This is a genomic window from Microcoleus sp. A006_D1 (genome assembly GCF_036702805.1).
GTDB lineage: Bacteria > Cyanobacteriota > Cyanobacteriia > Cyanobacteriales > Microcoleaceae > Microcoleus.
The window spans coordinates 226,312-250,081 of the sequence record NZ_JAUBVZ010000007.1; the positions used below are offsets into that span (position 1 = coordinate 226,312).

The following is a 23,770-nucleotide window of genomic DNA, read 5'->3' on the forward strand; positions in this document are numbered from 1 at the left end:
CGTCCTCAATCAAATAAAATTTTTGTGCGGAGCGGGCATTTCTAGTTCGCTTACCTCTTGAAAGCCGGATTGTTGAAATTTTTATAGTCAAATTGTGCCTGATGCTAAATGATAAACTGGCAGAGTGAAGCAGCAGAGCAACTTATTTTACAAAAAATATTAATTATGCGCCCGAGAGCAAATATTGCCATATTTCGGTTGGGGATTTCACTTCTAACTGCGATCCCGATCGCTTGCTTTTATACCAATAAAGCCATATCCCAAACAAACGATATTTCTCCGTTGCTTGTCGCCGCTGACAACTCAGCAGCTTCGGCCAATGCCGTATTAACACTGCAAAAACTGGAAATCAAGCAGGATGAAACTGCAACCAACTTCAATCAACTCCCCGATTTTCCCGAAAACAACGCGATCGGGAACAAACCTGATATCTGTTCCACAATTAATCAAACGGATTGTGAGGCCAGCCCGGAGCCCGAAGCAAAAAATCTGGTTGACAACGATCAAAAATGTCAGAACCAGCTAGATTGCAATGTTTTAGCCCAGAACCCACCCTCGGCGCCTCCAAACCTGCCGCCGCCTCCGACTCAACCAGATCCAAATCGCGATCGATTTCTGCAACCCGCCCCCCAACCTTCGCCAGAACCTCCCCAAGTACCGCCAACAGTAAAGCCCCAGCCCCCGTCGCCAGTTCCCCTGCCGCTGCCGAATACAGTAATTCAGGTGCAGAAAATTCAAGTAGTTGGCAGCACAATTTTAACCCAAGACGAAATTAATGCCTTAATCAAGCCGTTTGAGGGCCGTTCTGCCACCCTAGAACAGCTCAAACAAATCGCCGACAAAATTACCGAAATTTACCTTAATCGTGGCTACATCACTTCGAGAGCAGTCTTGCCAGCCCAAACTATCACCGCAGGGGTAATCGAAATTCAAGTGCTCGAAGGCAAGCTGGGCCCAATTGAGGTAGAAGGAAATAAAAGAGTGCATAAAAGTTACATCCGCAGCCGGATTCGACTCGGTGCCGGAATGCCTTTAAGCACAGCTTTATTAGAAGACCAACTCCGGCTGCTGCGAGTCGATCCTTTATTTGACAATGTAGAAGCCAGCCTGCGGGCTGGGGATAATGAAGGCGAGAGCATTCTGATCGTCAGAGTCACGGAAGCTAATCCGTTTCAATCTAGTTTCAGCTTTGACAATTACTCGCCTCCCAGCGTCGGTTCCGAAAGATTGGGAGTTAGTTTGCGGCACCGCAATGTCACAGGAAATGGCGACGAACTTGCGGCTGCTTATTACCGATCGCTCGGCGATTCAGACGTGTTCGATTTTAGCTACCGCCTCCCGCTAAATGCGATGAACGGCACTTTGCAATTGAGGGCGGCGCCGAACCGCAACAGTATCGTACAAGCACCTTTCAACACTTTTGACATTTCGGGGAAATCACATTTATTTGAAGTTAGTTACCGCCAGCCGCTGCGGAGAACGCCGATCGAAGAATTTGCCTTGTCTGCCGGTTTTACTTATCAGACAGGCAGAACTTTTCTCGCCGGCGAACCGTTTCCTTTTGGCATCGGCCCTGATGCCAATGGTGTCACCACTACGAGTGCAATTAAGCTGGGACAGGACTACATTCGGCGCGACCCCCAGGGTGCTTGGGCCCTGCGATCGCAATTTACGATCGGCACTAGCTTATTTGATGCTACTAAAAATGAAGGTTCTGTCCCCGACGGACAATTTTTGAATTGGCTGGGTCAAGTGCAGCGAGTACAGCGATTGAATGACAAACATTTATTAATTTTGCAGTCAGACTTGCAGCTTTCAGCTAATAGTTTGTTGCCTTCGCAGCAATTTGTAATTGGCGGCGGGCAATCTTTGCGCGGCTACCGCCAAAATGTCCGTTCCGGCGATAACGGCTTCCGAGTTTCGATCGAGGATCGAATTACTTTGCAGCGGGATGCGTCGGGAAATCCCAAACTTCAATTAGCTCCTTTTTTCGATGCGGGTACGGTGTGGAATACTCCCAACAATCCTAATAAATTAACCAATCAGACATTTTTAGCAGGTCTGGGTTTGGGGGTAATCTGGCAACCGATACAGCGGATCAACTTGCGCGTAGATTACGCTTTTCCTTTGGTGAGAATTAGCGATAAAGGCGACAATCTGCAAGATAACGGCATTTACTTCAACCTAATTTATACACCATAAGGAGAGTGGGGGAGAGTGGGATGGGGAGGGAGTGTCAGATGAAGAAAATATTTCTTTCAACATCTGACTAATGACTCATGACTAATGACTCATGACTAATAACTCGATCGTCGGATATTAATCGCCAACTTCCCCGACAACCTCCGCAGCAGCCTGAGTTTCGAGCCAGAGTTTGAGCAGCAATCGCTCCGCCCGATCGCCCAAAACAGTCGCAAACACACCATCAGCGCCCTCAGACGCCCCAGAAATCCACGTACCGCGCAGAGTCACTTCGATAAAATCAGCATCAGCAACACAAAGGTCGATCGAATCAGTATCATCTCGGCGGGCCTCAGATTCCAACAGAGACAGCGCCGGCAAATTCGCGGGCAGCAAAAATGCCGCAGTGCTCGGTTCGACGCTGATGTTTTGACCAACTCGCATAGCCAGCACAACTCGCAGCGCCACTAACTGTTCGGGAGATTGAGCTAAACGCTCCAGGTTAAAGCCCGTTTCAGTGTAAGTCAACTTCAGCATATTGACAGCCCTAAATTTGGAATTGAAAATTGAAAATTGGGAATTGGTAATTGGGAATTGGGAATTGGGCATCGGGCATCGGGAATTGGGAATTGGGAATTGGGAAGCGGGAATTGGGAATTGGGAAGCGGTATGAAGGAATGAAAAGTTGGCTATTTAACCCTAGAATCCTTTCCAATTACAGGACTGAATTAGCCATTACCAATTAGCAATTACCAATTACCAATTACCCATGCCCGATGCCCGATGCCCGATGCCCGATTCCCAATTCCCGATTCCCCATGCCCTATTCCCCAATTTGGTATTCGTGCCAAAACAGTTCGGCAAAAGCAACAGTGGGGTGCATGGGAGCCTTCGGCTTAGTTCGCAGAGGCATTTGAGCTTCTATGGGAGTTCTATCGCCCTTACGAGAGTTGCACCGTTCGCAAGCAGTCACCACGTTGTCCCAAGTGTGCGGCCCGCCCTTCGATCGAGGCATCACATGATCCAACGTCAAATGCCGATTGCTGCCGCAGTATTGGCAAGCATGGGCATCTCGGCGCAACACTTCCCGGCGATTGACTGGCGGCACTTTCCAAACGCGCTCCCTGTTGCCAAAAGTCAAGCGGATTTGTTCGGGTACGTGGATGTTGGTGCTGGGCGATCGCACCAGCCAGCCGTTGCCGATGCTAAAATCCAGAGGTTGGGCCTTGCCTGTTACCAAAAGTACGATCGCCCGTTTAATATTGATACGGCTCATCGGTAGGTAATTTTGAGAAAACACCACCACAGATTGCCTCAATACATCAGTTACTACGGTCACGGCTTGCTCCTCCTCATTTGGATTTTAGATTTGGGATTTTAGATTTGGGATTTGGGATTTTGGGTGTTTCGCCAGCATTGGCTGAATCGGGTTTTTTGCCAGTTCCCCAAGCCTTTCCAAATTGCTCAAATATCCAATCAAAAGCCCCCGCTTCTCTTACTTAAAAGCGGGGGCTAGAAAAACTGCTAGGGGCAAATTTTCATCCTGTGTCGGTACAGTCGTTTAGCTGTACCTCCCGCTTCGCCTATCTTGGTGTGGCTGTGCCACTGGCAGACCATCCCGGTCTACCTCGTTGTAATTAATTTCTGCATTTTGTCCTAATCCACTATAACCGGGTTTATTTAGGCTTGTAGCCGCCCACGAGGTCGCTATGACGGTATGCAAACCCGTCCTAAAAACGTGCCGTGACGAGTCAGAGCAACCTCTGGGGCGATCGCACTTCGGTTGATATGTGGAGTAGGTGGGGATAAATTTCACAGCAGGCAGAAAGTAGTAAGAGACCTTTAAATCTAGCTTTAAACATACTACACTGATATTACAGATATGTCCACCCGTCACGGAGAAAAATTATGCATACCCTACCTAGAACCTCAACCACCGAAATGGAAGTCACCAGCATTCGACTGGAAAGAGAGCTCAAGGAGAGACTCAAAGAGCTAGCCGGCAATCAAGGCTATCAAGCTTTGATTCGAGATTTGCTCTGGAATTACGTACAGCAGAAGTCTGGAGAGTATCGTCAGATGTTTTGTCGATCGGATATTCGAGCTAGCATTAATGCCACAGCACAGCAGGAAGAACGCTGCGCGCTTACAGGAGAGTTGATCCGAGTTAATGAGCCGATGTTATTAGGCCTGACGATGCACGGCGAAATGGTGCCGCTGAGTATGGGGAGTATGGGAAGTATGGCTGGATAAACCAGTCTACCCTTGAATTTGTCGATCGCGATCGGCCTGGGGTGAAGGCCCCAGGCGCTGAATATCAAATGAAGCATTTCCAAGATATCTATTTTAATTAACCGCGAAGACGCGAAGTGCGCGAAGGAAGATCCCAGAAGGAAGACGCGCGGGCTAATGCTAAACTTTCCATTGGGTGTGCGGAAAGATGATGGTAAATTTGATGGAAAAAATTAAGGTAATGCTGAAAAACCGCTACTTGACTGCTGTAAGTTCGATCGTCCTCCTGACAATTATCGCCGGATGCGCCGCGACTGAATCGCCCCAACTTGCAACTCCCTCTCCTGTAGCCGAATCTTCCGCGCCATCAGTTAAACCAAGTCAGCCGTTAACAGTCTCTGTCAACAATCCCCAAACCGCTACAAACACCAAAATCAAGCAATATCTCAACGGGTTGAAAACCCAAGGTTTTGCCCAAGAAGACCAAGGAATCTGGATGCAATCTGGCAATACTTTGCTAGCCAATCATCAAGGTACAGTTCCTCTATCAGCCGCTTCAATTACCAAAGTAGCAACATCTTTGGTAGCGCTGCAAGAATTTGGGCCGGAACATCAATTTATCACCTTAATTGGCACAAACGGTAAAATCAAAAACGGCGTGTTAAAAGGCGATTTAATTGTTCAGGGAAGCGAAGATCCGTTATTTGTTTGGGAAGAGGCGATCGCCCTGGGTAACATCTTAAATCAAAAAGGCATCAAGCGAGTCACTGGCAGTTTGATAATTGTCGATAAATTTTACATGAATTTTGAATTAAATCCCCTCAAATCAGGAGAATTGCTCAAACAAGCATTGAACAGTCAAATCTGGCCGAGCGAAGCCGCCGCCCAATATCAAACACTACCTCCCAATACACCGAAACCCCAAATAGTAATTGACGGTGCTGTCAAAGTTTCCCAAGCACGTCCCAGCGCCGTACCCTTAGCTAAACATTATTCTTTGCCCCTCGCCGAACTGATCAAAAAAATGAATCAGTACAGCAACAATCTCATGGCAGATATGCTAGCTGATACTGTCGGAGGCGCCAAAATAGTCGCGCAAAAAGCAGCCGCAGCAACGGGAGTTCCTCCCGCAGAAATCCAACTCGTCAACGGTTCGGGATTGAGCGAAGACAATCGCATTTCTCCCCGGGCTGCGTGCGGGTTATTTATCGCTTTAGAACGCTATCTTCAACCTTACAACATGACAGTTGCTGATGTCTTAACTGTAGTTGGTAAAGATAAAGGAATACTGTCAGAACGACCGCTGCCAAAATTAGCAGTAATCAAATCTGGTACTTTGGATAATGTTAGCTCTTTGGGCGGAGCGCTGCCCACTAAAAAACAACAAACTGTGTGGTTTGCGATTATGAATCGTGGGGGAAATGTCGAAATATTTCGCACTCAGCAAGAGGTTTTGCTGAAAAGCTTTTTGAAGGATTGGGGAAGTGTTCAAGCCTCACCGCCCGAATTAACCCCAAATCCTGCCAGAAGTAGTAAGGTCTCTCGCAGCGAAATTGTTCAATAACACCAGATTTGATGAATAATATCATGTTCGATTCTGGGCAAATAGCCAATAGTTTGTAGGGTGCGTCAGCACAGAGATTTTCAATGGGTAGGTAAAATAATGCCAACTGACGCACCCTACTACTAATACCTAAAATGGCATCACCTTTTAATCGCGCGCATCCCTTTTTCAACTATCGAGTTGCTCTTTTTCTGAGTATCATCCCCATTTTGATTGTCGGTTTCAGTAGCGAATTCTATTCTGGGCCGGGGCGAGAGTTTTTTAACGATTATTTTGGTGATTTTCTCTACCAAATTTTCTTGATTCTGCTAATTGTTTTCATATTTCCCCAAATTTATCCGACTAAAATTGCCTGGGGAGTTTTCATTTTTAACTGTATCATAGAATTTAGCCAACTGTGGCGGCCTGCTTTTTTACAAGCTATTCGCGCTACATTATTTGGACGTTTGTTTCTCGGTAGCGGTTTTTCTTGGGAGGATTTTATTGGCTATATTTTCGGATGTACTTTGGGGTGGGTTTTGGTTGTTTGGCTGAAACGAAAAATTAGTTTGTAGGGTGCGTCAGCAGATAGATGTTGATTTTGCAGCTAAAATAATTCAAGCTGACGCACCCTACGACTATAAACCAATTTAATTAGTTGCTAGGGTGCGTCAGCATAGACATTTTGAATTTGCAGCTAAAATAATTCAAGCTGACGCACCCTACGACTATAAACCAATTTAATTTGGTGTTTTTGCCCTAGCTACTACAATGCCGATCGCACTTTCGACTCTGCTAATATATCTGTGCAAGTCGTAAGCCACCGTCACAGCCCCAGCCGGCGAAGCGTGAATCAAGCCCAGATTCCCGTCTGCATTCCTGTACACAAAACCCGTGTGGGTGACATCCAGTCCTTTGACATCGGTGGCTACCGCCACAATATCCCCCGGTTTTAACTGGGAATAAATACTTTTGATCTGATTTGTGGGGATGTAATTTACAGCAGTTTTTGCTAAGTCTGCTTCAACACCCACAATGCACTGATAAGTCGCTTCGTCTTTCACCATTTGCGGGTAGCTGCTGCGGTGCTGGCTCATGAAATTTAGTGTTTTATTCATGGGTACTCCGCCCAATTCAACGGTGATGTTTTCTACGGTTTGCCGTTTTTGATTGTCGTTAATCCATTCGGAAAAATAGTGCAATCGGCTACAATAACCGTTGAGTTTACCGTTTAAATAGCGCTGCTCTTCTATGCGATTTACAAAATTTTGATAGTCGTAATCTTTTACTGCTACGCCCCGCGAAAGAGCCAGCACTGTTTCTACAAACAAAACGCAATCAAATTTACTCAACGTTACGAGCAATTTTTCTTCGCCGGATTTGTCCAGCAAACCCTCGGCGTAGGGCAATCCTTGGAAATTATCGGCGATCGCCTGTACGATTTCTCCGATCGGGCGATCGGGCAAATTTTGCTGTTTTGCATACTGTACAATCTCATCAAAACGTGCTATGTCTTCGGGTTGTGCAGCGGTTTCTCCCGGAGTATTATTGGATTCTGGTCGTCTCGCCAGCACTTCCAGCAATTGGGAATAGGAAATTTCAGGTAAATTGTTCAAATCCCAAAACAAACTCGGAAAACTGGAAACAGTTTGCTTGTTTGTTGCTTCCCGATTTTCGCTTTCTGCCGTCAACTGAGTTGTCACATCCGCGCCGTGTGCTTCTGTTTGTCGATCGACAATAGCGACCGCAGCAGGTTGAGACTGAAATACCCAAACATCAGGTATCAGAAAAATATTCACGCCAGCGATCGCAAATCCCAAAACAGCCAGACTCCAAAAATTTCTCATGTTTCTCAAAGGATTTTGCTTTAACTCAGTGCTATCCTGAAATTTTTACAATTGCTAGAAGTCTCAATCAGCCTACTAGACAGATTAAATTGACACTACTCGGACTCGATCGACATACTTGTCATTTAGACGCCGCCCTATTATAAACTGATCCTGCGAGTTTGATATCACACCCACTGTAATGCAAGTAGACCGCCGACGCCGCCCAATCGGGCCCCAACGCCCCATCCAGCCCCGACGCCAAAGCAGCCGTCCAGTCCCATCCCGACGCCAAAGCAGCCGTCCAGTCCCATCTCGTCGCCCAATCGGGCCCCGACTAATAGATATCTGGCAAAAGTCGCTCGCTATTCTTGAAATTATCTGGGTTGATCTGCGTTCATCTGCCTTGTATCTGCGGTTGACCTATCAATCAAAGATTAATGCAAGAGGTCTCATCCAATCCCGACGCCCAAGCAACCGTCCAGTCGGGCCCCGACGCCCAAGCAACGAGCGCCCAGTCCAGCGCGAACGCCAAAGCAGCCAGCATCCCGTCCCATCTCGTCGCCGAGTCAGGACGAATTTTTCTCGGTTAAAATACCGTAACATCGTGTGTTTAATTGCTGGGGCGATCGCGATCGGTTGGATTCTCACCATACCCTTCAGAAGTCGTCCTCTCCCAGAACCCCCAGTCATTTTGACTCAAGAAGCCATGTCGCCGCCGACAATTGAAACCTCGGAAAATTTAGTCGATCGTCAAAGCGAGCCTACCTTCACCTACAACATCAAAACACCTCCCAATCCAGTTTACTCTCAAGAATTGCAAGGGATTGTGGATGAAGCTGCGAAGATTGCGACCAGCAAAGGACTGCCCGCAGAACCGCTATCAATTAGCTTGCTTGATGTCAGTAATTCCCAAAACCACAGTAGTTTTGCCGGATATCAAAATCAAACTCTGAGATTTCCCGCTAGCGTTGCCAAGTTATTTTGGATGGCAGCCTTTTACTCTGCCACAGAAAAAGGTACAATTTCCCAAAAAGAATCTGCCTTTAAGGACGACTTAGAACAAATGATTCGCGTCTCCAACAACGATGCAGCCAGCCGGCTTTTAGACAAAATCACCGATACACAATCTGGCGGACAGCTCGCAGGAGAAGAGTTGCAAACATGGCTGAAAAAGCGCAATCAAATTAACACCTTTTTCCAGTCAGCAGGATACAATGATATTCGTATAACCACCAAAAATTATCCCATATACTATTTAAAGCAAGAACAGCCAATCGGTCGGGACTTGCAATTGCGGGGCGATCCTTCCCAGCCAATTCGCAATCAAGCAACTACCGACCAAGCCGCCCGATTAATATATGAAATCTATACTAGGCAAGCTGTTTCCAGCACCGCCAGCCGCAAAATGGCTTACTTGCTGACGAGAGATTTAGACCCCAAGGCCTGGAAAAATGACCCTAGTAACTCGATAGCAGGATTTCTGGGCGAATCTTTGCCAACTAATATTTATTTTGGTTCCAAAGTTGGCTATACCTCTACTTCCCGCAGCGAAGCGGCATTTGTCAGAACTTTGGACGATCGCGCGATTTATATCTTAGTCGTTTTCGCAGACGATCCGGCTTATGCCAAGGACGAAACAGTATTTCCGGCAATTTCGCGATACGTGTTCGATCGGCTCAACGCTCGCGGGCCCAGCAGTTCGCAGTGATATGATGTGCGATCGAACAACCACAATCAAATGGGTTTGATCGTGAGGACTTTAGTCCTCAGATGAAGAAGGACTGAAGTCCTCACTACAAACCTAATAAATTGGTTCGTAGTGAGGACTTTAGTCCTTTTTGATCAACAATCGCAAAAAACATTTAACTGGGGCGAAAGGATTCGAACCTCTGAATGGCTGGACCAAAACCAGCTGCCTTACCACTTGGCGACGCCCCAACGTCTCAACCTTCATCATATTAACACTCTAACACCCAAATCTGTCAAGCACTTTGACAATAAAGTTTAAAAAATCTTTTTGCAACCGATCGCCCGCAGGTTTATTCCTTGACCGCAGCGGGGCGAGACAGCGGGATCTCAATCCTGAACTCCGCTCCCTGTCCGGCTTGGGAGATACACTGCAAACTGCCTCCGTGTTTTTCCACCACAATCTGGTAGCTGATAGACAAGCCGAGTCCGGTACCCTTACCCACAGGCTTGGTGGTAAAGAAAGGGTCAAACAAACGCAATTTAGCTTTTTCTGCCAATCCCGGCCCGCTGTCGCGAATCCGAATCACCGCACGTTTACCGATCGACTTTCCTGACTCACCATTCTGCGACTCAGAAGCCACCACCGCCGTCGAGATGGCGATCGTCTTAGGTGCGGGCTGATTTTCCAAAGAGTCGATCGCATTCCCCAAAATATTCATAAATACTTGGTTGAGCTGTCCGGGATAGCAATCTACCTTCGGCAAAACGCCGTAGTCTTTAATTACCTTAATTCCCGGTATCAGCCCGTTTGCCTTCAAGCGGCTCTGCAAAATCAGCAGCGTGCTATCTATCCCTTCGTGAATGTCCACCGGCTTCATCTCGGCTTCGTCGTGCCGCGCAAAGTTCCGCAGAGACAGGACAATTTTGCGGATGCGTTCGGCTCCCATCTCCATCGAAGACAGAATTTTCAGCAAATCCGGCACTACAAAATCAATATCGATTTCTTCGCTTTTGTCGAGAATTTCCTCACAAGGCTGGGGGTAGTGCTTTTGATACAACCGCAGCAAATCCAGCACATCTTTGACATACTGCTCGCAATAAGTCAAGTTGCCGTAAATAAAATTAACCGGATTGTTAATTTCGTGGGCGACGCCGGCGACCATTTGACCGAGAGAGGACATTTTTTCGTTTTGGATGAGCTGAGCTTCTTTCTGCTGCAAATTCTGCAAAGTTTCTGTCAGTTGGCGGGCTTGAGTTTGAGCGGCTAAGGCGGCCGCCCGGGTTTGGGCGTAAAGTTCGGCTTGGTCGATCGCGATCGCCAGTTGATCCACCACCGCTTGCAGCAACTCCACTTCGCTCGCGGCCCAAGAACGGCGGCTGCTGTAATGGTTGCAAACTACCGCCCCCATTTGACCCGAGCGAGTCTTGAGCGGCAGCAGCAGCTTAGAAACAATCCCGACATCGGTCAAAAAAGCTCGCGTGGGCGGTTCGATACAGGGTGCTGTTGCCGCGTCGCCGATCCTGAGCGTTTGGCGGTGGCGAATTTTCAAAGCCAGCAGCGTTACTTGTTCGATCGGATATTCTACCAGCCGCTCTTGCAGTTCGGGATTTGCTGCCTCGTGGGTCATCGCAAAGCTGGGCTCGCCTTGCCGCGAGATCGAATACCACAAAAAGTAGCACTGGTCAACCTGTAACAAGTTGCGAATTTCGTTGACAGCCGTATCTAAAATTTTGTCGAGGTCGAGGGAATTCCGCATCTGGCTGGCGAGGCCGAACAGCAAGCCTTCCCGGCGGCTCAACAATTCTTCTCGGGCCTTGAGGCGATCGATCGCCACAGCGATGCCGTTAGCCATCCACCCCAGAACTTCTAGCGCCCCGACGGCTAGGGCTTGGCTGCTGCACAGAGCCATCACTCCCACCAGCCGCTCCTCTACAATCAGCGGATAGGCGATCGCCCAAAGCGACGGGATCGAAAGCATGAACACCGGGGCTGCTGGGATTTTTCCCGGTTCGGCTCGCATCAAATCTTCTATTTCCCGTTCCCACTCTTGGCTGCTGAGTCCTGAAGCCGCCTGCAATTCTAACCGCTCTGTCTGCGGGTGAAACGTCCAGATGTTCGCCCCTGTGGCGTCGAGGTAATCCACCATTGCCTCGGTGCAGCGGTTGAGGGTGCTTGGTATTGTTCCGCCTTGTCCGAGGGCTGCACCAACTTTAGCTTGCAGGACTCCCAAGCGCGATCGCTCCTGTAGCAAGTCTGCCGTTGGTTGGCGCAGGGGCGCTATTTCTGGAATTTGTTTGGTATCGCGATCGCACTCGATGGGCGCTGAAGTTTCCCGTAAACCTTCAGATTTGCCGATTTCCCCGAGCATCGGCAGCTTATTTTTGCGGAATATTCTCGTGCCGCTCTCTGGCGTCTGCACTGCCCAAAAGAAGTCCTGGTTCGATCGAGCTAACTCCGAGATTTGCTGGCCGTCCGATGTGATATCTTCTACCTCTGCTGCCTCTTTCTGGGCTTTGACTAACTGCCACCGCAGCTCCACCAAACTCGCAACTTGTCGGCTTAAAGCTTCTAAAGCATTTATCGTTTCTTTTGTCAAGTCTCTAGGTACGGAGTCCATGACAGATAGCACTCCCAGCATCTGCCCGTCTGAGGTAACAACGGGGATGCCGGCGTAAAATTTTACGAATGGGTAGGAAACAGTGAGCGGATGATCCGCAAATCGCACATCTGTGGAAGCGTCTGGGATCGTGGTGGTTTGTGGCTGTTGGTGGAAGGAATATGCCGGGGGTTCGATCGCTCCTGCGGCAGCAACCGACGTTTTTTGTGGGGGAATTGCTCGATCGAATTCCGAGAGAGAGTTTGAGTCGAGCGCTAACTCTTCGGAAGTTTGGTCTAGCGTCGCGCGATCGCAAAAATTCAGGTAACGGTGGGCCAAATTGCGCTCAATACCTAACTGCGACTTCAACCACCAATCATGGTTCGCATCAATCAAGCTCAGATGTGCCATAGGAGTTCTACTGATCCTCGCAGCCAAGCCCACCAAATCGTCAAAGCAAGCCTCCGGAGCAGAACCCAGAAGCTGATACAAGTCGATGTTAGGGAACTCCAATACTTTTTTACCAAGAAACAAGGGTGCTTTCGTCATGTATAACTGCCCATCTAGTTGCTGGCAATTGTGATTCTCAAGACTGGCCCAGAAAAACGAGCTATGAATTTTGTGCCGGGAGACTGTGGGCGCAAGTCGCGCGCAGGCTGCTGGCGCCAAATTCAGACCAACCTCTTGACTGACATTGAAACTGTTGAGTTATGGGAGTTAGAGCACCGCAGATCTAAGACTGTACAAATTATAATTCCTATTGACTGCGCTTTTAAATACCTCTGGCGGGCTAAATCTCAGAGCCTCGATCGCGATGTGAAGCATATGCTAAACAATAGATGGCGATCTTACACAGAGAATTTTTTAATAAGTTTAATGGTATTTTAACAGACTTCTCTAATCATGGGTAGCAGGGTTGCTGGTACATTAAAATAATTGGTTTGTGCCCCAATACCAGTGCGATTTACCGGGCTGTGCTGCAGGCAGCTCAACTAAAGTTAGGAGATGAAGTACAAAAGATTGCCAAAATGTTAAACTTTGTAACAATAGTTGTTCAAACTCCACCATCAAGGGTTTCTGGGTTGGGATGCACATTTTGCAACTGTTGTAATTGCCGATCGACCCCTCTGGCAATCCCTTTTTTCGATTTGGATGTCAAAAAAACCGGGGTAACGTTTCTACTAATGCTCCAACGGAGTTGGCAATTATTTCGCAGAAGGCACTCTCAAAAATTGACGGCGGGAATTATGTTTTCTATTTTCAAGAACTATAAATAAACCGGGAGAAGAATATGTCTGCAACTAGCAGTCAAGTACCAACTATTTTGGCAGTTGATGATAGCGTCGTGATGCAAGGACTTGTGAAACAGGCTTTAAGCAAAGAATTTAGAGTTCTCGTCACAGACAACGCAGTGGATGCTTTGTCAACGATTTATCACGAACAAATTTCGGTTTTGTTGCTCGATGTTTCGATGCCTGGTATTGACGGATTGGAACTCTGTCGCACGGTGCGCAGCTTGCCTCAATTTCAGAATTTGCCGATCGTGATGCTAACAGCACGAGATGGAGCATTTGATAAGGTACAAGGGCGTTTGGCGGGAGCAACGGAGTATTTAACTAAGCCGTTTGATGCTGAAAAATTGCGCGAAGTAATTGGTAAGTTTATCGATATCACATCATAAAATTCATCCGCCCTACTATTGCTAGCAACCCGGTTTCAACTAAGTATGTTAGGGAAAAAAACCTAGTATTTTGTAGGGGCGGGTTTAGCTAAAGATCTATGACACAAGCGAGTTTACTGCTGCAAAACCCGCCCTCATCCTCCTCTCTAAGTAGGTTAGGAAAAAAACCTAGTATTTTGTAGGGGCGGGTTTAGCTAAAGATCTATGACACAAGCGAGTTTACTGCTGCAAAACCCGCCCTCCTCCTCTCAAAATTGTCGTATTTTTCCATTAAGTGAGGTACAATCTTACAATTCCCAATTCCCAATTCCCAATTCCCCGATACCTGATTCAACTACAAACCGCCACATTCTCCCTAAATCCTAAACTTTTAATTTCGCCAACAGCAGAGGAGCGATCGCGCTTACGGGTAAAACATATTGGGCCGCACCCAGGGCGATCGCTTCTTTTGGCATTCCAAAAACCACGCAACTGCCTTCATCTTGAGCAATTGTCAAACCGCCGAGTCGGGCGATCGCCAACATACCCTCAGCACCGTCTCTGCCCATTCCTGTTAGCAAAACTCCCGCCGCCGCCGAACCGTAAAAATTAGCAACTGACTTAAATGTTACCGTTACAGAGGGGCAGTGTCCCGCTTCATGAGCAGCTTCAGAATAAATAAATCGCCCTTGAGAATCAAATTCTAAATGACGTTTTTCCGGCGGGAAATAAACAATACCAGCTTGCGGCAACTCCCCCAAACCAGCTATTTTCACCGGCAGTTTAGATTCAAAACCCAACCAGTCAACCAATCCCTGCAAAAATCCTTCGCTGATGTGCTGGATGCAAATTACCGGCACTGGCAAATTAGCCGGAAACTGCGAAATAATCGAGTGCAGCGCTTGCGGGCCGCCTGTAGACGCGCCCACAGCCAATAACTTAATAGTTTGAGAATTAAGATTGTTGCGGGATAATTGGTAATTGTGCATTGGTAGTTGATTGATTTTTTTGATGGGGCGAGATCCTGTTTCGATTAATCCCAGCCTTTGATGCCGCGTAAATACTTTAACTCCCGATAAAACTTTAACTTTAGCGATTAATTCATTCGCGAGGCGAGCGTAATCTGACGCCAACCCGCCAATTGGTTTCGGAAAAACATCTAATGCACCTGCTTTCATAAGTTCAAATACATTTTGAGTATCCTTTGCTTGTACAGAAGCACTAATTATTAAAATTGGTCGCGGGTATTTCTTCATCACTTCCTGCGTGAATTCTAACCCGTTCATTTCTGCCATATTTAAATCCGTACAGATTACTTCCGGCTCAAGTTTCGGGATTAATTCTAGTGCTTCTAAGCCGTTACAAGCGGTTCCGACAACTTGAATTTCTGGCGAAGCATCCAAAATGCGCTTGAGGACGATCCTAGCTACTGGCGAATCTTCTACTAACAATACTTTAATCGGCGATAACATCAGTTTTTTTAGGTAATTGGGAATTGGGCATTGGGCAATTGCTAATTTGTAGTAAATAACAAATACAGTCCTGTGCAAACTCTATTTGTAGGGTGCGCACTGCGCACCTTACACTATTGGTAGTGTAAAAAATTAAAATTTGCGTAAGTCTTGAAATAACAAATAACCAATAACAAGTAACCCATAACCCACAACTAACAACTAAACTAACCTTTTCAAGGTCTCGATTAATATATCTTGATTGAACGTACCTTTAGGAATATAAGCATTAGCCCCGGCATCAGCCCCTTTTTTTCTATCTTCATCCGATGCCAAAGATGTTACCAGAATAATCGGCAACTCACTGTATTCTTTTTGCTGGCGAATTTTAACAGTCAGTCCCAAGCCGTCCAAATTAGGCATTTGTACGTCAGAAATCAGAGCGTCAAAATAGCGAGTTTTTAATTTATTGAAAGCATCCAATCCGTCTACTGCTGTCACCACTTCATAACCTGCACCTTCGAGGATGCGCTTTTCTTGAGTGCGGGTAGCGATCGAATCTTCTGCTAAAAGTATAACTTGTTTTCGGTTGACTGTCTCCATGGGCGATCGCGCACTCCCAACCCCACCCAACAAAACTTGCTTCCGTACAGATTTTATCAAATCGTGGGGATTGAGTACCATGCAAACCTCCCCCGTCCCGAGAATTGTTGCACCTGAAACGTTTCGCACCCGTTTCAGCAATTGACTTTGAGGTTTAATCACCACATCCTGTTGATCGATCAAAGCATCTATAAATAATCCCAATCTTTCCTTCCCAACTTTTAACACAATACAAGACATTTTTGGATAATTTGAATTCCGGGACTCTCCCTCTATTTTTTGGTTGACTTCTCTCCAATTTCCCCGTCTCCACTCCCGATTTTTTGGCAGCAAGTCTCTATTATTTAACTCCAGTAAATCAGCCAAATAAGCAACTGATAGCGGCTGAGAATCTGAAAGTATAGTTGCCTTACCTTCAACGGCAAAAATTTCAGACTTAGACACCATTTTGGCATTTTCAACAAATTCAATGGGTAGCGCGTAAGCCAGACCTTCAACCGCTACAATTAATACATTTGCAGTAGCTAGCGAGGTGCTGACTTGCAGCCGGAAAGTGCATCCTTTTCCCAATACAGATTCAACTTGAATACTACCTTTTAGTGCTTCAACATTAGTCCTAACTACATCTAAGCCCACCCCCCGTCCCGAGATTTCAGTAACAAATGTTCTGGTTGAAAAACCCGGAGCAAAAATCAGCGATTGAACTTGGGTTTCTGTCATCACCGCCAGTTCTTCCAGCGTGCAGATGTTACGTTTTACAGCAGTTTTTTTAATGCGATCGAGATTCAGTCCTCGCCCGTCATCGGCAACTTCAATGATAATATTGTTAGCAGTATGATAGCCTTGAATTCGGAGAGTAGCAGAGGCAAGTTTACCGATTTTTTCGCGTTCGTCTGGCGTCTCTATTCCGTGGTCGATCGCATTCCGAATCATGTGCATCAAAGGGTCTTTCATTTCTTCTAAAATGCGTTTATCAGCTCTAGTTTCTCCACCTTCAATGACTAATTTAACTTCTTTTCCTTCCCGCTTCGCCAACTCTCTAACCGCTCGGGGAAATAAATTAAAAATAGTTGACAAAGGCAGCAGTCTAAGAGTGCGAATTCCTGATTCTAATTCCTCCGCAATTAATTCGAGTCTAGCAGTATCTTCATCAACTCGATTTTTTAAGCGATTTACTACAGTTCCCAGGCGTTCTAAACGTTCTTCTGTACGCTGGTAATAATTCTGTAACTGCATAATGAGATCGTTTTGTTTAGATTCATTTCGATGCGATTCTATCTGATGAAAAGCCAACCGATTAATAAAAGCTTCTCTGCTCCAACTTTCCCACAAATTGGTGAGTTTTTCCAGGTCAGCAAGTCGGTGTACAAGCCGAGTTTTAGTGACAGTAAGTTCCCCAGCTTGAGTCATTAAATCGTCTAAATTTTGGGTAGCAACGCGAATTGTTTCGATGCGGTAAGACGAATTAGAAGCACGACTAACAGTGGGTTGGGAAGTCGATGCAGTGGCGGGTGCAGAAGCGGTAGGCAAGTTTTGAGCTTGCAACAGCAATTCTTGCTCAGATTGTAGTGTCGAAAAAGAGTAATTATTATCTAAATTCGCGGCGGAAGCAGTTTCACTGTTTGTTTCTGGTAGCGCAGTTTCTGAATTAGTAAATTGCGTTTTCACTAATTCTTGTTCTGGTATTTTTGCAGATTCTGGCTCTGCTGTCAGGGTGTCTGACTGGGGCTTGTTAGAAGCACCCATCATGCTAGCGAGGACGTAAAATGTATTGATACCGGAGTCTTCGCCCGTGACGGCTTCGTCAACGAGCTTGCGGATGGCGTCTAAACCTTGCGAAAGTCGATCGCCGATCTCTCGATTTAGTTGAGTCTCTCCCCGCTTGACAGCTCCCAATATATGCTCTATTTGATGAGCTAAAGATGCTACATTCTTGACCGCCAGCATCCCAGCATCGCCTTTAAGAGAATGAGTTTCCCGCAGCAATTCTTCTAACTTAGCTGAGTCCCCCGGGTGTTGTTCCAAGTACAGCAATCCATCGTCTAGTTTCTGCAAGTGTTCTTCACTAGCAATTTTAAATACATCTCGGAGCTCTTCATCTTCAATCATATATATTTGGGGTGATTGGTAATTGGTAATCGGTAATTAATATTACCTCTTCCTGATGACTAATGACTAATGACTAATGACTAGCCTTCGACTTCGCGAGCGGCTAAAATGACTAATGACTAATGACTAATGACTAATGACTAATGACTTCTTAGACTATAGACTTGAGATTTAAAGCAGCTTCATTAAGTTTTTGAGTACCTACTTTGACTTGAGTAATGCCACTGATAGTCTGAGATGCAGTGCGGTTAAGAGAATTCATTTCATCAGCTACTTGCCCGATCGCGATCGCCTGCTGTTTCAGATTCAAAGAGATTTGTTGGTTGCTAGCAAACACCAGATTGCAAGCTTCCCGAACACCCGTAAAAGCTTCTGCCGTATCCTGCGCTGTTTTCACCCCTGCCGCGACTGTTTTCCGACTTTTTTCCGTTGCTTTCACCGTCGAGTCGATCGCACCCTTAATTTCTGGAATCATATCATTAATCTTTTGCGCCGCTTGTTGGCTTTCATCTGCTAGCTTACGAATCTCCCTTGCTACCACCGCAAAACCTTTGCCATACTCGCCGGCTCTGACTGCTTCGACAGCCGCATTCAGAGCCAGCATATTTGTCTGACTAGCTAAATCACTAACTAAATTTGCCAAAGTCGAGATATTACCAATCTGACTCGTGCTATCCCCCAATCGCTGATTTTGCTGAGAAATCGCCGCCACAGCTTCCCTAAGACTCAGCATTTGATTGAGAGTTTGCTCAACCATTTGAGTACCTTCTTGGGCCAGCGTTAAAGCTTGGCGAGCAGCGGCGGCAACAGCCTCAGCTTGCTCGGCTGTGTGCCGAGAAGAGATGCCCAATTTTTCTAAGGTTGCAGTTGTTTCATTGACAGAAAGAAATTGCTGGCCGACTACTTGCTCTTGCTCGTTCATATTAGATAATATTTGCATTGAAAATGATGATATTTGGTAGATGAGTCCCCGAATCAGCTTAATTAGTTTTGCGATCATAAATAATCCTAATGCCAGCACAGTACCTAGGGACAATATAGTAATAATTGCAGCTATTTTTTTGAGAACAAAAACAGAATCAAATAGCAAGGTCTTAGGTACTTGCTTCACGATCACAAAAAATCTTTTATTGTTGTCTTTCCTGGGAAAAATTGTATTATAACTAATAACTCGATCGCTCAGATCAATGTTGCCTATGCCACCGGAAAGTATTTGAGTTACTATCTCTGCTGAATAATATTTGTTAATATTTTCACCTGTTTTTTTATCAGAACCCCATTCTTTTGTAGAATTAGGATGGTAGATGTAGTTACCATCTTGATTTAACATAAAAGCTTCGCCTAATTTTTCATTCTTTATCTCTTTAACTATATCAATCAGATTGCTGCTGAAGGAATTAGCAATCAAAATGCCTTTTCTTTCTCCTTTAATATTAAAAATTGGAGTTGCGTGGCGAATGGTTGGCTTGTCAGGAATTTCTATTTTGCCGCGTTCCTGATTTAGATTAAATTGAGACACATAGATTTCTCCAGGTTTTAGTTTCATAGTTAAGTAAAAATAATCCCTATTAGCCTGATTTTGTAGTTGGAAATTTGGAATAACTTTGATATTTTTGCCGTCAGAATCTAGGCGCAGGATCTCGTTACCTTTTTCATCTATATAACGCAACTGCATATAATATGGCTTGACTTCCATCATTGCTGAAAATATGATTTGCATTCGAGCGACGGAATTTTGATAAGTTGAATTAGTTTCTTTGTCTATTCCATTTCCCTCTTTGGCTCTAATCATTCCTTGAATAGGGGGAGATTTGCGAAGGAACAAAACATCGTAACTGATATTTTCTAAATTGTTGACAATCTTTTCTCCGCTGGAAGCGACGCTTTCAGCAAGATTGGTTAAGGCTAAGTTTTGCAGTGCTACTGCCGAAGAAGAAATCCCATACCAGCCGACAAGAGATACTGGAATCAAGGTACTTAAAATTAGGAGTAGCAGTAGTCGGTGTTGGAATTTTTGGAAAAACTTATTAATCATTGGTAATGGGAATTGGGAATTGGGAATTGGGAATTGGGAATTGGGAATTGGGAATTGGGAATTGGCAATAAATCTTCCTTCTTCCCTCTTCCTTCTTCCTTCTTCCTTCAACATCTTCCTACACTGCTGATTTTAAATCTTGGGCTGCATTGTTGAGTTGAGAAATGCCGACTTTGACTTGAGAAATGCCGGAGGCAGTTTCTTGAGCGGCGAGGTTAAGAGAGTTGACGGCTTCAACTACATCCTGAATGGCGATCGCCTGATTTTTCGCTGTAACAGAAATTTGTTTGCTGTTGACAACAATGCGATCGATCGCCCCGGCGACTCCAGCAAATGCCTCAGCGGTTTTTCGGGCAATTTTTACTCCATTTTCCACTGTTTTTGTGCCGTCATCCGTCACGGTTACTGTCGAACTAATCGCTTTCTGGATTTCTGCAACTAAAGCATTAATCTTGCTGGCAGATTCCTTGCTTTGATCGGCTAATTTGCGAATCTCGCTGGCAACAACAGCAAATCCTTTGCCACTTTCACCGGCTCTAACTGCTTCGACAGCAGCGTTGAGGGCGAGCATATTTGTTTGGTTGGCTAAATCGCTGACTAAACTGGAGATATTGCCAATGCGATCGGTTTGCTCGCTCAAATGCAAAATTTGCTTTTGAATTGCTCCTACATTTGCTGTCAAATTTGCCATTTGTTTCAAGCTGTTGTCTACCGCTTGACTGCCTCCTGCCGTGAGTTGAAGAGCCTGGGCTGCCCCGAAAGCAGCGGCTTCGGCTTGCGAGGCACAAGCTTGGCTTGATTGGCCCAATTCGTCCATTGTAGTAGCAGTGCGATCGACAGCAGATAGTTGTTGGCTGGCGATGCGTTCCTGCTGTTCGACGGTGACAGCAATTTGCGAGGAAGAAGAGGCGATCGCCCGCACAATTTCATTTACCGAGCGAGTAGTTCGACTAGCCAAAGAAATGGCGATCGCGCTCACAATAGCAGCCGTCATTCCCACTCCTACTATCAGAGCATACAGCAGCTCTTTTTGCGGAGCAAATACATTTTTTGTATCGTTGGCAATAATCACGCTCCAACCCAATTCGGGCATATTTTTTAATGTTTCATCAATAGGAGCGTAAGTAATCAGTTGCTTAGCTCCATCAATGCGATCGATATCTATGGCACTGTTAATCTTTTTGTTGGCTTGCATTTTGGCAAAAACACTAAAGTCTGACCGTGCATCTCTGCTCACCTGAGCGCTTTCTGTTGCTGAGAAAAACTTGCCATTGCCATCAATCAAATGGTATTCCTCTTGTTTTAATGCCTCCGAGTCTCTGGTTAATTTATCTGTGTTTTCGTGAAAAGCCTGCTCTAAATAAGTAGTAGGCGTGCGACTTCTGATGACGGCGATAGTTTTTCCTGTATTGATATCGACAACCGGCGCCGCAGCAAAAATGGCGTATTTGCCAGTGATCAATGACTTTCTGGGCTGCACAACTGTAGGACGATTAGTTTTAATTACTTCCTGAAAATATTCGCGTTTACCCAAATCTACAATTGGCTCTCCGCTCGATTGTAAAATGGTATTGCCCTGGAGATCGGCGACTGCAATACTGTCGTAGCCTTCCCCTTCTTTTACAAATTTATCTAACAGAGCTTGTTTTTGACTGGTTGAAGTAGTTTCGCTGACTCTGGGGTCGTTCAGTATACCTAAATTAGCTAATTCCTTAACGTCTAGGTAGCGTTCAAAAATAAAGTTGCTGACTTCATTTGCTGTAGCGATCGCTCGTGATTCTTGATACTTAATTATGCAGTTAGTCAGGTTCTCGCTGGCAAATAAATAAGTCATCGCTCCTGTCAATAGAACTGGGAGGGTACTGAGGGCGATCGCAAAAACAATCGCTTTAATTCTTAAAGACCATTTTTTCATTTTTTTGCTCATAACTGATAAATTCTAACTGATAAGTAAATAAACATTACATGGGGAGAGGGCGGGTTTTGCAACAGTCAACTTACTCCTAGTATAGATCCTGCGCTCAACCCGCCCCTACAATTTATGGCAAAATATGATTGTTTTTTTGGGCTTACCTACTTAACTCTTCTAAACAACTGCTTTTAAATCTAAAGCAGCTTCATTCAATTTTTGTGTGCCGACCTTAGTTTGAGTGATTCCGCAAGCCGTTTGTGCTGCTGCTTGGTTGAGGGAGTTCATAGCTTCCACCACTTGTTCGATCGCAATTGCTTGCTGTTTGGCATTCAGCGAAATTTGCTGAGAACTCAAAACCACGTTGTTAATTGCATCAGCTACTCCGGCAAATGCCGCTGCGGTTTCCTCCGCAATATTTACGCCAGAGTCCACAGTTTTAGTTCCTTCGTCTGTTACCATTACCGTTGAGTTAATCGCCCGCTGAATATCAGCAACTAAGAGATTAATTTGGGCGGCAGATTTTTTGCTGCGATCGGCAAGTTTGCGAATTTCTGACGCCACAACGCCGAAACCCTTGCCGTGTTCACCCGCCCGCACTGCTTCCACCGCAGCATTTAGCGCTAACATATTAGTTTGATTTGCCAAATCGCTCACTACAGTTGAGATATTGCCAATGCGATCGGTTTGCTCGCTCAACTGCATAATTTGCCCTTGCATATCTTGCACTTTGGTTTTCAGCGTTGCCATTGCTTCTAAGGTTTCTTCTACAGCTTTTGTACCTGCGCCAGCTAAAGTTAAAGCTTGCATTGCTTGAGATGCTGCTGTTTCTATCTGCTGTGAAGTCGCCCTAGAAGATGCGCCCAATTCGTCCATTGTTGTAGTGGTTTGATTGACTGAAACTGCTTGCTGGCTGGCCATGCGTTCCTGTTCTTCAATTGTGCTGGCAATTTCGGCGGAAGAACTGGCGATCGAACTAATTGCGCGATCGATCGATCCAGCAATTCCTGACGAAATCAGCCAAGCAACAGTCGCACCCAACACCACTAATAGCATCGAACCAATCACCAGCATCGATACCAAAAAGCTTAAAGCTGCTTTCGTGACTTGCGTTTGTTGCTTAATCATCTTTAATTCTGTTTCCCGAAATTCCCGGTTTAATTCCACAAATTCATTCACAAATTTTGTGTACTTACCTGTATTAAATAAAGCAAGGGCTTCTGTTTTCTGATTTTGCTGAAATAAGCGAACTATTTCGTTGGAACCATCATAATAGTCGTTAACTAGCTCTAACATCTTCTCCAAACGGATTCTCTGTTGGGGATTTTTAACAATTGGCTGTACATTATTCGCCGACTGGCGAGCCAACTCTGCACCTGTCTTAAAATCTGTTAAAAACTGCGGATTTTTATTAATTAAATACCCGCGCATCCCCCGTACCATTTGCTCCGTGCCTACGGACATATTACTTGTTTCTTCGATGACATTTTCTACCCTTTCCACTTCTTTGAAAGTGTTAAAAACTTCACTTGTAGTTGCGAGAACTAGGACAGGCAATCCTAAGTAGATAGCTGCTGGGGCTAGATATCCGAGCAGCATCTTGTTTCTAATGTTTAATTTTTTAATTTTAGCAAACATTTTTTTCTTTAATTTAAGATAGGATTTTCTGTAGTAATTTTGTGACGCCGCGATAGTCGTTGGGAGTCCCGCCTTGGCAATAGAAACCAGCCGGAAAATTCTGGGATCAATGCCGTGCAGTGACAGTAGCAAATATGATCATAGCAAATTCTGTTCTCTTACCCTAAAGAATTGGTTTAAAGCCCCAAGCCCTAAAGGCGAGAAATTAAAATCAGACTATTCATTACTCCAATCCTCTTCCTTCTTTTGTCAAGTGCTGTCAACCCAACGACTGCGCGAGCGGGCAAGCTGTCA

15 protein-coding genes and 1 tRNA gene are annotated in these 23,770 nt (G+C 45.6%); 6 read left to right on the forward strand and 10 right to left on the reverse strand.

Annotated features, from left to right (window positions below):
• Positions 1–108: 108 nt before the first annotated feature.
• On the forward strand, positions 109–2,202 hold the full coding sequence (locus QUB68_RS15250; RefSeq protein ID WP_332993832.1) for a ShlB/FhaC/HecB family hemolysin secretion/activation protein: 2,094 nt from the start codon (positions 109–111) through the stop codon (positions 2,200–2,202).
• A 117-nt stretch (positions 2,203–2,319) separates the two neighbouring features.
• Here QUB68_RS15250 and QUB68_RS15255 read toward each other — a convergent pair whose 3' ends face one another.
• Positions 2,320–2,718: an alr0857 family protein gene (locus QUB68_RS15255; protein ID WP_332993834.1), complete on the reverse strand. Its 399-nt coding sequence runs from the start codon at positions 2,716–2,718 to the stop codon at positions 2,320–2,322.
• 286 nt (positions 2,719–3,004) lie between these two features.
• Positions 3,005–3,520 (reverse strand): HNH endonuclease, encoded by a 516-nt coding sequence (locus tag QUB68_RS15260; RefSeq protein ID WP_332993837.1) that lies wholly within the window; start codon positions 3,518–3,520, stop codon positions 3,005–3,007.
• 569 nt (positions 3,521–4,089) lie between these two features.
• Between QUB68_RS15260 and QUB68_RS15265 the strand changes: the two genes are divergently transcribed.
• From QUB68_RS15265 to QUB68_RS15275, 3 genes are all read left to right on the forward strand, one after another.
• Positions 4,090–4,434 (forward strand): ribbon-helix-helix domain-containing protein, encoded by a 345-nt coding sequence (locus QUB68_RS15265; protein WP_293181586.1) that lies wholly within the window; start codon positions 4,090–4,092, stop codon positions 4,432–4,434.
• 187 nt (positions 4,435–4,621) lie between these two features.
• Complete coding sequence (locus QUB68_RS15270; RefSeq protein WP_332993841.1) at positions 4,622–5,977, forward strand: D-alanyl-D-alanine carboxypeptidase; 1,356 nt, start codon at positions 4,622–4,624, stop codon at positions 5,975–5,977.
• 134 nt (positions 5,978–6,111) lie between these two features.
• Positions 6,112–6,531, forward strand: a complete 420-nt coding sequence (locus QUB68_RS15275; protein ID WP_332993844.1) for a ribosomal maturation YjgA family protein — start codon at positions 6,112–6,114, stop codon at positions 6,529–6,531.
• Between the two features lie 165 nt (positions 6,532–6,696).
• On the opposite strand, the gene QUB68_RS15280 is transcribed toward QUB68_RS15275, so the two are convergent.
• Complete coding sequence (locus QUB68_RS15280) at positions 6,697–7,803, reverse strand: N-acetylmuramoyl-L-alanine amidase-like domain-containing protein (protein ID WP_332993846.1); 1,107 nt, start codon at positions 7,801–7,803, stop codon at positions 6,697–6,699.
• 586 nt (positions 7,804–8,389) lie between these two features.
• Between QUB68_RS15280 and QUB68_RS15285 the strand changes: the two genes are divergently transcribed.
• On the forward strand, positions 8,390–9,493 hold the full coding sequence (locus QUB68_RS15285; RefSeq protein ID WP_332993849.1) for a serine hydrolase: 1,104 nt from the start codon (positions 8,390–8,392) through the stop codon (positions 9,491–9,493).
• A 158-nt stretch (positions 9,494–9,651) separates the two neighbouring features.
• Here QUB68_RS15285 and QUB68_RS15290 read toward each other — a convergent pair.
• Together QUB68_RS15290 and QUB68_RS15295 are read right to left on the reverse strand one after the other, a co-directional pair.
• Positions 9,652–9,723, reverse strand: a tRNA-Gln gene (locus tag QUB68_RS15290).
• 101 nt (positions 9,724–9,824) lie between these two features.
• Positions 9,825–12,482, reverse strand: coding sequence for a GAF domain-containing protein (locus QUB68_RS15295; RefSeq protein ID WP_332993851.1), 2,658 nt, complete (start codon positions 12,480–12,482; stop codon positions 9,825–9,827).
• 880 nt (positions 12,483–13,362) lie between these two features.
• On the opposite strand from QUB68_RS15295, the gene QUB68_RS15300 reads away from it, so the two are divergent.
• Positions 13,363–13,752 carry a response regulator gene (locus tag QUB68_RS15300; RefSeq protein WP_332993854.1) on the forward strand — a complete coding sequence of 130 codons (390 nt, stop codon included), beginning with the start codon at positions 13,363–13,365 and terminating at the stop codon, positions 13,750–13,752.
• A gap of 362 nt (positions 13,753–14,114) precedes the next feature.
• On the opposite strand, the gene cheB is transcribed toward QUB68_RS15300, so the two are convergent.
• From cheB to QUB68_RS15325, 5 genes are all read right to left on the reverse strand, one after another.
• Complete coding sequence (gene cheB, locus QUB68_RS15305; RefSeq protein WP_332993856.1) at positions 14,115–15,203, reverse strand: chemotaxis-specific protein-glutamate methyltransferase CheB; 1,089 nt, start codon at positions 15,201–15,203, stop codon at positions 14,115–14,117.
• A 201-nt stretch (positions 15,204–15,404) separates the two neighbouring features.
• Complete coding sequence (locus tag QUB68_RS15310) at positions 15,405–17,894, reverse strand: hybrid sensor histidine kinase/response regulator (RefSeq protein ID WP_332993858.1); 2,490 nt, start codon at positions 17,892–17,894, stop codon at positions 15,405–15,407.
• Between the two features lie 151 nt (positions 17,895–18,045).
• On the reverse strand, positions 18,046–20,043 hold the full coding sequence (locus QUB68_RS15315) for a methyl-accepting chemotaxis protein (RefSeq protein WP_332993860.1): 1,998 nt from the start codon (positions 20,041–20,043) through the stop codon (positions 18,046–18,048).
• A gap of 4 nt (positions 20,044–20,047) precedes the next feature.
• Complete coding sequence (locus QUB68_RS15320; protein WP_332993864.1) at positions 20,048–21,844, reverse strand: methyl-accepting chemotaxis protein; 1,797 nt, start codon at positions 21,842–21,844, stop codon at positions 20,048–20,050.
• Positions 21,845–22,015: 171 nt separating this feature from the next.
• Positions 22,016–23,476: a methyl-accepting chemotaxis protein gene (locus QUB68_RS15325; protein ID WP_332993867.1), complete on the reverse strand. Its 1,461-nt coding sequence runs from the start codon at positions 23,474–23,476 to the stop codon at positions 22,016–22,018.
• Between the last annotated feature and the right edge of the window lie 294 nt (positions 23,477–23,770).